A 13,534-nucleotide genomic window follows, 5' to 3' on the forward strand; every position below is an offset into this window, starting at 1 on the left:
GATGCATGAACGTGGTGGTTGCGAAAAATATAAAATCTAATTTGAAGTATCTAAACCCCTACAAGATTGCTAATTATCTATACAGGGAGATCAAGACATATAGATGGAAAGCTGCAGCCAAGCTGCATAGGTCATTGAATAGAGGCATAGTTTCCAATGTCGGATCAATTGTTAATGGTTGTGTTCTTTGGCCATCTTCCAAGAAAAGGATATATTTTGGTAATGTGCGCAAGGGCACTTACTGCTTTGAAATTCGGCACGCAGATCAGAAGCTGGCCGGCAGCCGAAAGGCCCTGGTGGCTCGCTTTCAAATGTTCAATGGCACTCCTTCCCGAGAAGTTGCCGGCCGCCTGGGTATGATGATTGGCGATGATGATTCACTACTCTCATACTTTGGCGGAGGAAAGCCTCGCGACTATGGGGTGGCTCAAAACGCGGTCATTAATGTCGAGAAAGATCAAAGGTGGCTTAAAGTTACACTGAGTTCAACGCTAGATCGCGTGATCAACCTAGACCAGTTGTGTTTCCGGAGGTTGGAAGAGGATAATTCTTGGATTGAAGCAGCGACGGCTAAATGGGCCGAAAATTTAGCGGACGCAACGGATATCAAGTATCTTCTGTATGCAGATATTAACCTAAATATTGTAGATGGCTCTTCTGTCTGGCTTTCCTCTATGGCTTCCATATTGTGTGGCTATGGACGCTGCATTCTGGTTTCCAAATCAGATATTCATTCAGATGTCGTTGTATCTAACATTCAAAATCGGGAAAACCTTCTGATAATTAGTCCCGACGACTTGAATTCACCACGTGAATCCTTTACTCCAGCTGACGCCTGTCGAGTCCTGCGGTCAATAGATGGAATTCTTCCTAGAATTTCTCACGTTGTTATTCGTGGCGTGGAGGCTGCTGAGCAGCTGCTTGTTACGCGCCAGTTCAGGGAGCGCGCTCTAGTTTACCTAACAGACTTCTATGTGATTAATGAGGATGGCCTGGAGGTTCCTGCGGAGCGAGCCCACTCGGCATCAATATGTACAAATCAAGCGGCAAAACTCATAGTTCAGACCCCCGCTATTGAACAGAAATTGCGTCAAGTCACGGGGTTGGACTTCGAAGCTTTCGAACTCCCCCCCCCAATTCCGGATGAGCTTCCTCAACCAAAGTCTGCGGAGGTTGGCCAGAATGGACCGTTGCTGATCGGATACTCAGGGAAGATAACACCAGACTGGGGAGTGGAAGAGCTTCTGGACTGGATCGCTGAGATTAAAGAAAGAGGCGTGGACGTCGAAGTTCACATAGTCGCAAACAAGATTTCAGAAGGCAGTGGTGCGAAACGCCAGGAAGGCTTTCGAACAACTATCATGGAAAAGATGCAGCGGGTTGAGGCTAAACATTACCAGGATTTCAATCGTCAGCAGTCTATGCGGTTGATGTCTGAGATGGATTATGTCTGGTGCTGGCGGCCCGCGAGATTGGAGAACAATACGCTTGAACTCTCCACCAAACTGGTTGAAATGATCGCATCCGGCTCAAAATGTATCTGTTATCCGAGCGAGGTTAATGTTTCGGTACTTGGTGCGGATTATCCTTTTTTCGCCGACAATCTGGAAGATTTTGGAAAGATCCTTGCTTCGCAGAACTCATTGCCAAGCGGTGTTGCTAATGCACTGCGTCAAAAGCACAGTCTTGCAACTGCCCGTCGGCGGTTTTTCGATGAAATCATTGATCGCAAAGAGCTGGCCGATGTAAAGCGTATCTGCGTTGCGAGCCACGACTTCAAGTTTATCGATCCATATGTCTCCTACTTGAAATCAGTGGGACACGAAGTTGTTCGAGATACCTGGGCGTGGGGAGATCCTGTCAATGTCGAAAGGTCGAAGGCCTGTCAGGATTGGGCGCATATCGTGTTGTGCGAGTGGGGGCTCGCGAATGCAGTTTGGCATTCAAATAATCTGGCGCCGGGTAAGCGGCTCTTCATTCGGGCTCATGCTCAAGAGGTCAATCCACGCGCAAGCAAATTTGGTCGTCAAATAAATATCGACAATGTAGAGAAAGTTATTTTTGTATCGCGCCGGGTTCGTGATCGTGCGCTTGAACTGTTCGGTTGGCCGAAGGAAAAGACAGTAATAATCCCCAATTACCTGTTGGAAGACGAGTATAAACTGGCTTCCCGGAAGCAGACGGAAACTATCCGCTTGGGTATGGTGGGGATGATTCCTCAAAGCAAACGTCTAGATCGCGCGATCGATACACTTCTGGTGCTGCGGCAAAGGGGCAGGGACGCGGAACTTTTTATCAAGGGGCCGCGCCCTGAAACATTGGAGTTTATGCATGGTCCCAGCCGCAAGGCTGAACTCGACTATTACCGGGAAATCTACGCCAGAATTGATGGTGAGTCTCTACTGGCGGGACGGGTGCACTTTGATCCTTGGGGGAATGATGTCGCCTTGTGGTATCGCAAGGTTGATCACATCATTTCCTGTAGCGACCACGAGTCCTTTCACTACGCGCTCGCGGATGGTGTGCTGACAGGCTGCCAGCCGCTGCTGTGGCCTTGGGAGGAGGCCGCGTCAGTTTATTCCAGCGACTGGATCGTGAATGATCCCAAACAGGCGGCCGATCGAATTGAGGTGTTTCGAAATCTTTCTGAGGGTGAGCGCCGGGCGCAGATCGAGGCGAATCGGAATCTACTCGTTGGAAAGTACGGCCATGAATCTATCTACGGACGACTGGCCGAGGTCTTGAATATTGAGGGGCGTGTATGACGGTACGTGTTCCACTGGCCGGCAAGGAATTTTTGTGTGATTTCCCCCCATCTGCGATGGCAAGGAAGGAGCTTTGCAGCCTCCGGGAGTCAAAATGCGTCTTGGTTCCGCCTGTTTATGGGGTAACGCTGCTGGATTTTTCCGTTAAATTCGATTGGTCAAGCCATGCGGAGTTGTCTCCGACCTTTCACTGGTGGTTGAATTCCTTTTTTTGTTTAAGACCGCTGTTGATTGAGATGGGCCGAGAGGAAAGTGATATTGAATTGGCCGCTTCAATTATGCGTGACTGGGCTTCCGACAATGACCCAAGTACTCCCAGCTCTAAAATGGCGTGGGACGGTCATGCGACGGCGATAAGGGCTGAGCACTTGGCGGCACTGTATGTGCTCGGCTGTCATGAGCAGTGGCTGATCGATACCATCGCAGTACACGCGGAGATGCTGCTTGACGAGGATTTCCATCAGGGAAAATGGAATCACGGCCTGGACCAGGATATTGGGTTGCTTGCCTTGGGTTGTGCGCTAGATCGCGACGATTGGAAGCGTTTGGCGTACGAGCGTGCACTGGACAATCTCGAGGCGTCTATCGATGTACAGGGAGTGACCCACGAGCAGGCAGTGGGCTATCAGTATTACGTTTATCTGCGGTTTAACGACCTGAAAACACGTTTGGATGCGAGTGGTCTCGCTGTGGATGAAAGCAAATTCTCGCGATTGCCGCGAATGCTGGACTTTGCTGCTCACGGGGTCGCGCCGGATGGCAATTGGGTGCAGCTCGGTGATACATTGTTGCGGAACGCTCACAATGATGCGACGGATCTCGCCCGTTTTGCCTCCGGGTCAGCCCTGGAATACGCTGCGACCAATGGAGCTCGGGGGGAAAGGCCTGACAGGCGCATCGCGATATTTGATAGCGGTTATGTCTTTGGGCGCAGCGGTTGGGGTGAGGAGCGTCCTTTTGAGCAAGAGAGCTACTATACACTCCGCTTTGGTCCCGGGCGCATTATCCATGGGCATAACGATCATACCTCGCTGACCTATCACTACAAAGGCAGGCGGGTTCTGATTGACGGTGGCTTTCATGGTTATTCCGATGAAAAAATGCGCAAACATTTACAGACACCGGAGGCTCACAACACAGTTGTTTCCCTCGATAATGCTAATTTTCTATGGAATGCCAAAACGGAATTGACCTACTCCCAAGTTCGTGAAGATTGGCAGTCTTACCAGTTAAGAGATGTTCCTTACTATAAAACAACTAGGCAGCGTGGAATTCTCTTTTGCCAGGATCCGGAATTTATCGTTGTGGTGGACCGGTTGGTATCCGAACAAAGCAGACCCTTCCAGCAGCTCTGGCATTTTGATCGCGGCCTGGAACTTCGTTCCCTGACTAGGGATCACGCCGAGTTGACGTTGGGGGATGCCAAAGCCGAATGTTTCCAGCTCTGGCCCTTTGATGAGATTTCCTACTTTCGGGGCTGCGAGCAGCCGTTACGTGGATGGGCGGGCTACGGCCATGATGAGATAGTCCCAGTACCGACACTCGCAACAGTGCGTTCCGGAAAGTTCGTCACTTTCTTAACAGTGTTTGGATTTGCTAAGCATAGTGAGAAAGTGTCTGTCTCTCAGAGTGCCTCTAAGAATAGCAGGCTAATGACAGTATCTATCGGAAATAAATCTCGTAGTGTTCTCTTACAAGAGGACGGAACTATGCAAGTTAAGGATTAGTCTTTGCAGAGTTCTGGTGTTGTTACTTGTTATTCAAAGTTAGGCTGAGTCCTTTTTGTATTTGAGAAAATTGACCGTCCTTCAGCGTCTTAGGGTATTGCTCGGCGCTTGATTGATGAGGTATTGAAGATGCTGAGAGGTAACTATAAACAATGTCTGGAGTGATGCGGTGGTATCTTTCGCTCGGGCTTAAGTTTGCTCGTGTTGTTCCCTGGACGACTGCTTGCGGGGTGTTTGCAACGCTTGTATCTCAGATTAGCGCTATTTTGGCGTTTCTCTTACCGCTGAAAGTGGTCGTCTTATTGGGCTCTGAGAGAACTCCTGCCTATTTTCCCAGTTTTTTTGCTGACATGGATCGGGATTGGCTCGTACTTTTTCTGAGTATTTCCGCTATCGCTTTTTACGCCCTGCATCTGGCTGCCGAGCGCGTGATCTCATTCTGTGCCAACAGCGGAGCGCAGTATCTACTGGCCAAAAACCGTAAGATGATCCTGTTTGAGAACCAGGAATTGACCGCCGTAAATGGATATCAGGCATACTCCAGGCTGCTGTCCAGTGGCGTGTTCATATTGTTTTCCGTGCTTTTGCTGGCCTGGAAATATCCTGTAATGGCACTGGTATTGGCTGGATACTTCGTGTTGATTTTCACGCTGTATTGGGCGGGATGCCAAGTCAGCGAAAAATTTTCGGAAGTGATGGCTGAGAAATGGCGGGATTCGGTAAACATAGCGGGTAACCTGGGATTTTTGCTCTCATTCACTTGCATGATGGTTGACTTTATATTCTGGTCTCCGCCGAATTTACTGCTGGCGATAGTGACCTTATTGCTCAGCAGGCAAGTATTTGCTCACGCCGCCGGTGTGGTGAGCGGACTGATCGACTTGCAGCGGCAGAGAATGAAATTGGACGCATTGTTTTTTCATGGCAAAGTACTATTGTCGTCCCGCAACAGTACTGACAACAGTATGTGGCCAATGCTGGCGCCAGAATCAAAAAGTACCTGGGTGCGGTCAGTACTTTCGGAGCTGGCACGAGACGATAGCAGGACATTGGAATGTCAATGGTATCACACAGGTCTGACGAATATTGCCGTGCTTAAGGTAAAAGCGAGTGAGAGCCAAAGGTCGTATTTCGTTAAACTGTTTGAGTCAAATCTCAGTTCCATAGCGCAACATGAGGCTGAGCTGCTAGCGCGCCCCCCGCGGGGACTTCCGGCTTTGCCGCTCATTGGGGTTACACAGTTAAAGAATTTTCAGTGCCATTTGTTCTTGTTGCCTGACGTCGTCTCTTATGAGGGTAAGAATATCCGTTCATTGGCGGAGCGTATGTGTGGAATATTACTCTTGGTTGAACCGCCCGTAGAGTTAACTCAGCGATATCTTCGTTCCCGTCCGCTACTTGGACAGAGAATTAGCGAGGAAATGTTCACACGACTGCGCGTCGCTTCCGACGCTCAGTCATTGGCATTAATTGATACTCTTATTTCTCATATAAACGTGATTAAAGGATTGATTAATGCCCTGCCGTTGACATTTACGAATCCAAGTGTGAATGGTTGTACCATGTTCTCGCGAAAGAATGATAACGATTGCGCGCTGCACTGGGGGCATTGGGGCCTCGAGCCGGTAGGAGCAGGGTGGCCTATTAGTCGACTTCAGACACTCAAAGATAACATAGTAACGGCTGGATATAAGAGACACTCACTTAAAGAGGTCAAGCCGGAACAGGCGGAGCTGGCGGCTTTGATGTTTGCTTTGGAGGTCGAGGTGAGCCGGCAACGATTTGTCGACGCCTTGGCACTTTTGCCTGATATTCTAGTTAGGTTGAACCACCTGCGCAGCATGGGATCTCCGGTTTCGAACGGCGAATATTTAATGGGGAGTTAGTCGTGCGGTCAAGTCTCTTGCGATTTATCCTGTTCCCTGCAATGCTCTTTGCGATTGTGGGAAGGCTTCAGGCTGAAGACGGATTTGGTTATTATAAGCATCAAAATATATCGAATCCGGAAAGGTCGGCAAGGTCGATTGTCGAGGATGGGTTTTCTATTCGAGGATATGAAGCATTTTCAATGCAGCCTCCCATCGATTGGGCTGCAGACCCATATAAAGATATTAATTGGCAATATCAACTTAATGGAATGTATCCGCTTGCACCTGCTTTTCAGGTGCTGATGGGCGATGGTAACCGATCTTATTTAGAATTTGTTCGTGAAGTTTTCCTCGACTGGGTCAGATTTAATATAGAAGATGACAAGCCTAATTCCTTCCGCTGGAATGATATGGCGACTGGTGTGCGTGCAAATTACCTGGCGCAACTGATTTGGCTAGAGCGACGTGAGGGGAAGATTTCCGAGATCGACATGGAACGCCTTGTTAATGCGGGGCGACTTCATTTGGTCGAATTGGCAGATCCCGATAAATTCTCAGCTTACAATCACGGGTTATTTCAGTTGATAGGTATTGCATCGCTGTGTCAACTGGGATTGTACCCTGAGTGCGAAAGCATGATGAAGTATGCAGGTGCTCGTTATGAAGAGCTGTTTTGGCTACAGTTCAATGGAGAAGCGATGCATTTGGAACACTCCCCGGAATACCATCTTTTTGCCTACAAGGTGTTTAAGAAAATAGAAGATTCCGGGTTGCTCAAACTGTCCGGAAATGCAAGAACCGTTTTTGAGCGTGTGCCCGATAATCTTCACTGGATGGTCCACCCTGACGGCGGCTTTGCCGCAATTGGGGATACGGAGTCCCGCCATGCTCGTAATGCTGCAAAATTTGATCCAAAGGCTTTGTGGTTGACGAGCGGTGGTGTACAGGGCCGTGAGCCTGAGTATGGTGCAAAGTCGTTTCCCGATACCGGGTATTCATTTGTCCGAATGAAGGACAAGAGGGGAAATGATAGCTACGTAATGTTTTCAGTGGCGCATCACTCTTCGGTCCATAAGCACGCTGATACGTTCTCTTTTGAATGGTCGGATCAGGGGCGGCGTATTTTAGTTGATTCTGGAAAGTGGGGATATGACGCAGGACCAGCTCGTAATTATATTGTAGGCGTTAATGCGCACAACACGGTTAGGGTCGGTGAGCGTGGCTACTCGCGCAAAAAGATTCCGCAAATACTTAGTTCCAGTGCGAGAACAGAAGATGGTGTGGCAATGCTAAACGCTTCCGCCAAGTTTCCTCGTTCTGTCGTAGATACCGAGCAAGAGCGGTGGTTACTACTTTCGCCTGGGGAGTGGCTGATAGTGGCTGACGAAATACGCAACCGCTGGCCATGGGAGGAGTTGGTGCAATGGTTTCATTTTCCGCCTGAGGCACAGGTAACAAAGATTGGAGGTCGATTCGAAGTGCGGTTTCCCTGGACTGATTCAGTCCTGTATGTATTCAGTACAGTGCCGGTAACGGGTGTGGAAGCGTTGCGAGGTGTTAAGGGTGATCAGTGGTATGGGTGGTATTCACCCGAGTACCGGAAATTGGAGCCTAGTTGGCAAATTGGATTTCGGAACAGGGCTTTTTCGGGAAGGTTTGTCACGGTATTTCGTTGGATTGAGCCTGGTGAAGCACTCCCGAGTGTGCCGGAAACGCAATTCATTGGTTGGTTTTCTTCCGGGAATTACGAGTACTGCTGGAGGGAGAGTGGTTCCCTTAACGGTAGACGAATGGATCTGCAGCAAGGGGTGTGGAGGCTGCATGGCTGTGATTAGAGGGAAGAAAGTGGCAATGCTTTTGTGGAACGGTTTTGTCAATGACGCAAGAGTGTTACGTGAAGCGGATACGCTCCATAAGAGCGGTGCAAGTGTACAGATTACGGCAGTGTTAACGCCCGCCCGGATGGTGTCTTCAGAAACAGTGTCCGATGGAATCCATGTTGAAAGAGTGTCGCGCATGGTGCCACTACTGTCGCGGCTTATCTTGGCTCCACGCAATCTATTGCGACGCGTTAAGTGGTTGGCTACCGGAACAATAAAGGGCAAGCCTCGCGGGCAGTGTTATAATCCAGTTCGTTGGTGGCAGCTGGACCGACGTCTTACGCTTTTAGTTGAAGAACTTGGCGTCAACTTCCGCATGTTCCGGTCTGTTTGTCGATTTCGTCCGGACGTAGTGCATGCACATGATATTAATACCCTTCTACCGGCTTGGCTTTCGGCCCGTCGCTGCGGGGCCAAATTAATCTATGACGCTCACGAAGTCAGCGCTGACCGAGAGGGGTACCGTGGGCGAGTATGGCTGATAAAAATCGTTGAGCGATGGATAGGACGAAATGCCGAAGGGCGTATTACCACAACACAGGCCCGTGCAGATTGGTTTCGTAGTTCTTACGGTTATCCGGACATGGTCGTATTACAGAATCGACCGGTTCAGCGAATCGTCAATGGTAGTGACCGGATCAGATCAAGGCTCGGCATAGCAGCCGATTGCGTTGTTGTGCTATATCAGGGCGGTCTCCAGTGGGGCAGGGGATTAAGGAACTTAATGGCTGCAGTCAGCGATATTGAGGGCGCTGAGCTAGTATTTATCGGTGACGGTATCCAGCGAAAATATTTGGAAGAGCAGGCTGCCAGGCTGGCTGACCGAATCCACTTTGTCGGGCAAGTTCCACTTGATGAGCTCCCGGAGTGGACAGCCTCTGCGGATATTGGTGTCCAGTGTCTTCGTAATACCTGCTTGAACCACTTTACTACTGATTCAAACAAGCTGTTTGAATATGTAATGGGCGGGCTCCCAGTAGTGGCGAGTGACTTTCCAGAGATCCGCAAGCTGGTTTCTGAATGGGATCTAGGGCTGCTGGTTGATCCTGACGATGTTACATCCCTTCGACAAGCCATCGAGTGCTTGGTGCGGGACGAGGAAATGCGTGCCCGATATGCGAACAATGCCAAGGTGGCGAGGAAGTCGCTCAACTGGGCTTCACAGTCCGAAGATCTATTGAAGTTGTATAGCAGAGTTTTAGTGAATGAATAAATCAGAGAGCCCCTTGGTTGGGACGCGTGTATGCATGACTATTTGGAACAGTCTGCGTCATGATGCACGCGTTGTTCGCTCCGCGGAGGAATTGGTTAAAGCCGGTGCTGAGGTTACGGTAATCGCATCCAATTGGGATGATAGTCTTCCAGTACGGGAAACGCACCCGCTTGGTTTCGATGTTATCCGCATTCGTCGACCGACTCCTCTGAAGATGCCGGAGGGTAGCAATGGGACTATGCGTCCCGGTCGACTTTCGGTTTTTTGGCGTTATTTGCGTGGGTTGACTGGGCATATACGAATGGTTTTCGAAGCGTGGAAGCTGAACAGCGATGTCTACCATGTGCATGATATTGTCCCTTTGCCTACCACCTGGGTGGCGGCCAAGTTGCGTCGACGACCCCTGATCTACGATGCACATGAGATAAGTACCGACCGAGAAGCTTTTCAGCGTATATCCGGCCTGGTGCGTAAGGTAGAAGGATATATAGTGCGACGTATAGAGGGAATGATTACGACAACCGATATGCGTGCAGATCACTTTGTTGCAGAGTACGGTGTGGCGCGCCCGGTAGTAATTCAGAACCGGCCGCTGTATAGAGAGATAAAGCGTACTCAGCGTCTGCGAGAGCATCTGCGGATTCCAGCTGACTCGCCGATTGTCTTGTATCAAGGTGGTTTGCAGCAAGGGCGTGGGTTACCTGAACTGCTGAAAGTTGCAGTCAGGGTGCCCGAGGCTCATTTCGTACTGATGGGGCCGGGTAGCATGCGGGAAAAATTGATCGCGCAGGCTGTTGATTCAGGCGTACAAGATCGTGTTCACTTCCCTCCGGCAGTCCCGTGGGAAGAGCTCCATCATTGGACCTGCTCGGCAGATATCGGTGTTCAGTTATTACAGAATACATGTCTGAACCATTACACAACGGACTCGAACAAGCTGTTTGAATATGCAATTGCTGGTTTGCCTGTGGTCGCGAGTGATTTCCCCGAGATCCGCAGGGTGATTGAAAAGCATCCTTTTGGCACGTTGGTTGACCCGGCTGATGAAAATGCGGTGGTCGAGGCACTAAATCAATTGGTAAGCGATGAGCCTCTTCGAAATAAGCTCTCTGTTTCTGCTCTCAATGCAGCCCCTGAGTTGTCTTGGGAAACGCAGGCGCCGAGGCTGCTTGGTTTATATCGTTCAGTCATGTCGATCGAGTAGCGCTCCAGATGAAACGGTCTATATGCATGCTGGTGAGAACCAGTGCGATGAAAAATCCTCGGGTGGTAAAGCAGGCCATTAGCCTCGTTCGAGCGGGTTGGCGGGTACATGTAATCAGTGCTGGATCTTCGGGCGAAGATGAAGAGCTGGAGCAACATCCTGGCGGATTCACTATATTGCGCACAAAAGTTGGTTTGCTGGCAGGTATTCGGTCTAGAGCTGGCAATGGCGTCAGAGGACAGCACGCAGGTAGTACCATGCTCTCTGAAGCTGGTTACAAACCAACCCGTTTTAGGCTTTTGGCGTTACTGATTTCTCGTATTCTCATTTTGTTGAGGATGTTGCCATTGGTGTATCGCTGCCGGCCGCAAATTATTCTGGCGCATAATGTTAATACATTGATAACTGGTTGGGTTGCTTCAAAATTCACAGGAGCTAAATTGATCTATGATGCGCACGAGATTAACCTTAATCGAGAGGGATACTACAGGCAGCTGAAGAAATTGATATGGTTCATCGAAAGAGCTTTATTGCCGTGTACGTCATTGACAATGACGACTACAGCTATGAGGGCGAGGCATTTTCGGCGGGTCTACAAGCTCGAGACTGCCCCCCTGGTATTTGAGAATCGTCCACCTTTTTCGCGTCCAGTGAAGACCGAGAAACTGCGGAAGGCCATTGAAAGTGAAGCTGGGCGTGTCATTGCACTATATCAGGGCGGACTGCAGGAAGGGCGCGGGCTACACAATATGGTCAGGGCGATTGTCGGGGTTGAAAATGTCGATTTGGTTTTCTTGGGTGATGGTCCACAGCGCCATTCGTTGGCGTTCCTTGCTGAAAATCTGGGTGTCTCCAAGAGAGTACATTTTTTATCATCAGTGCCTTTGGCGGATTTGCCGAAATGGACAGCTTCAGCTGATTTCGGTCTGCAGCTGCTTAGAAATACTTGTTTCAATCATTACTCTACGGATTCAAACAAGCTCTTCGAGTACGCGGTTTCCGGCTTGCCAGTGGTAGCCAGCGATTTTCCTGAAATTCGTCGGATTGTACGTGCATACGATTATGGAATCTTGGTAAATCCGGATGACGTGAGTGCAATTCGATCGGCTATTCGCCAACTAGCAGAGGATACGTTGTTGCGCGAGCAACTTGCCGATAACGCACGAAAGTCTGGATTCGACTTGTCTTGGGATGCTGTTGAGAAGGAATATGTCGCGGCCATAGAAGGGCAGCTGATTATAAATTCCAGAATGGAGAATAAGGCTCGTAACATTGCTTGAATGGTAAGTTTACAACTTGTATGAGTTGGCATGCTGGAATTCTGTATCCTCGGATTATGTAGAGAATAAGTTTGTGCGTGTTATTGTTCTTAGTTTTCATTATCCACCTGACTTGATGGCAGCATCCTTTCGCTCGTCGGCTTTTGTTCGCGCTCTTTCTGAGAAGTTACCGAGTGGATCGGAGATACATGTCGTTACCGGGGACAAAATACGGCGTAAGGCTGATAACTGGAGCTCGGATCGGGAAGGTGTTGAGTCTAATGGCCGATGTTTGGTTAAAGTGCATCGTGCAAAATTTAGCCGGTGGAATTCTCTGACCAATTCTAGCCTGCTTTGTTTGTTGCGTTACGCCTGGAGGGTGTTCCGCGTTTCCAGAGAATATAACCCAAATCTGGTAATTGCCTCATCTTCTATGCTCGGCTCCCAGATTTTGGGGGCAATTATTTCCACGCGATATAGCTCGAGATTGCATCTTGATACTAGAGATTTGTTTACCGATAACCTTCGACACTTGATTCCTGGGTGGAGAGGCAGATTTTTACGAGGATTATTGCTACCTTTTAAACGTTGGGCTATCCGCAAGGCGAGTAGTTTTACTGCAACTAACGAGATGCAGGGGAGGTATTTGCAGCGTTTCTTCGGTGTCGATCGATGTGCAGTCATTAGTAATGGCCTGGAATCGAGCTTTTATAAGCGTATGTTGGAGTTCGAAATGTCGGTACATAGATCTGCTGCAGATTTTCCAGCGGAGATGGCCAAGAAGAAGGTGCGAGTTCTATATGCTGGAAATATAGGCCGTGCGCAGGCTCTTCACGAAGTTTTGCCCGGACTGGTTATGAAATTGGGTGACGATGTTGAATGGAGAGTTGTTGGCAATGGTCCATGCGAGGTCGATTTGAGAAGATCGGCTGCGGACATTCCGCATTCCCGCCTAAAAATTATTTCGCCAGTATGTAGAGATGAACTTATCAAGCATTATCACTGGGCTGACATTCTGTTCTTAAATTTGAAGAGCGCGAAGTCGAACCGTAGAGCAGTGCCTTCAAAAATTTTTGAGTACGCCGCAACTGGAAAACCCATATTTGCTGGGGTTGAAGGCGTTTCCAGACGTATTATCAATAGAATTGATGGTGCTTGGTGCTTTTCCCCGGGTGATTTGTCAAGTGCGATTCGGCAGTTCAGCCGTATTAAATTGTTAAAGTACGATAGATCGTCGTTTTGTGCAGAGTATGACCGGGAGCGTCTCGCATTGGCGTTCACAGAATTGGTGCTGGGTGATAATCCAAGTTAGGTCGGTGCTGCGACATTTATTGAATCACCCCGGGTTTCTAGCCCGGATTTTGCACCACCCGCCTGACACTCCAGAATTTTATGCTGTGCAGGCATGCGGTATGCAAGCGCCCAGAGGATGACCTTAAAGTGTTCAGGTTGATTATCTTGTGACCAGGTAATTTTTCTCAAGGCGCAACTCCCCCTTACCCCATTATTTGGTTCATCGCACTTTACCGGGAAACGCGGCTTTGATCTTTAGGAAGAAGTAGTCGTTGTCCCGGTATCCGTAGGCCGTGCGCTTGATCACCTTGATGCGGTTGTTCAT

10 protein-coding genes are annotated in these 13,534 nt (G+C 49.2%); 8 read left to right on the forward strand and 2 right to left on the reverse strand.

Annotated elements, in window-relative coordinates; genetic code table 11:
• The first annotated feature begins 5 nt into the window (after window positions 1-5).
• The 8 genes from ACXAF3_RS16270 to ACXAF3_RS16305 all read left to right on the forward strand — a co-directional run bounded on the left by ACXAF3_RS16270 (window position 6) and on the right by ACXAF3_RS16305 (window position 13,228).
• Window positions 6-2,765, forward strand: coding sequence for a glycosyltransferase family protein (locus ACXAF3_RS16270; protein ID WP_475113349.1), 2,760 nt, complete (start codon window positions 6-8; stop codon window positions 2,763-2,765).
• A complete protein-coding gene (locus ACXAF3_RS16275; protein ID WP_475113350.1) occupies window positions 2,762-4,492 on the forward strand; it encodes a heparinase II/III domain-containing protein in 1,731 nt (576 codons plus the stop codon). Before ACXAF3_RS16270 ends, ACXAF3_RS16275 begins: the two co-directional genes overlap by 4 nt.
• 152 nt (window positions 4,493-4,644) lie before the next feature.
• Window positions 4,645-6,378, forward strand: coding sequence for a hypothetical protein (locus ACXAF3_RS16280; RefSeq protein WP_475113351.1), 1,734 nt, complete (start codon window positions 4,645-4,647; stop codon window positions 6,376-6,378).
• A gap of 2 nt (window positions 6,379-6,380) precedes the next feature.
• Window positions 6,381-8,195: a heparinase II/III domain-containing protein gene (locus tag ACXAF3_RS16285; RefSeq protein WP_475113352.1), complete on the forward strand. Its 1,815-nt coding sequence runs from the start codon at window positions 6,381-6,383 to the stop codon at window positions 8,193-8,195.
• A complete protein-coding gene (locus ACXAF3_RS16290) occupies window positions 8,182-9,453 on the forward strand; it encodes a glycosyltransferase family 4 protein (RefSeq protein WP_475113353.1) in 1,272 nt (423 codons plus the stop codon). The genes ACXAF3_RS16285 and ACXAF3_RS16290 overlap by 14 nt, the downstream gene beginning before the upstream one ends.
• A gap of 34 nt (window positions 9,454-9,487) precedes the next feature.
• Window positions 9,488-10,657 carry a glycosyltransferase gene (locus ACXAF3_RS16295; protein ID WP_475113357.1) on the forward strand — a complete coding sequence of 390 codons (1,170 nt, stop codon included), beginning with the start codon at window positions 9,488-9,490 and terminating at the stop codon, window positions 10,655-10,657.
• Between the two features lie 26 nt (window positions 10,658-10,683).
• A complete protein-coding gene (locus ACXAF3_RS16300; protein ID WP_475113354.1) occupies window positions 10,684-11,937 on the forward strand; it encodes a glycosyltransferase in 1,254 nt (417 codons plus the stop codon).
• A 73-nt stretch (window positions 11,938-12,010) separates the two neighbouring features.
• The gene (locus ACXAF3_RS16305; RefSeq protein WP_475113355.1) at window positions 12,011-13,228 is read left to right on the forward strand and encodes a glycosyltransferase; all 1,218 of its coding nucleotides are present in this window, start codon (window positions 12,011-12,013) and stop codon (window positions 13,226-13,228) included.
• Here the strand turns inward: ACXAF3_RS16305 and ACXAF3_RS16310 are convergent.
• Both ACXAF3_RS16310 and ACXAF3_RS16315 read right to left on the reverse strand, forming a co-directional pair.
• Entirely contained in the window at window positions 13,225-13,398 is a 174-nt protein-coding gene (locus ACXAF3_RS16310) for a hypothetical protein (protein WP_475113356.1), read from the reverse strand. The two genes, ACXAF3_RS16305 and ACXAF3_RS16310, sit on opposite strands and share 4 nt — an antisense overlap.
• Before the next feature lie 31 nt (window positions 13,399-13,429).
• The coding region (locus ACXAF3_RS16315; RefSeq protein WP_475113119.1) for a transposase at window positions 13,430-13,534 on the reverse strand (105 nt) is incomplete at its 5' end.

The sequence above is a fragment of the Microbulbifer sp. ABF4_143 genome, assembly GCF_056160225.1.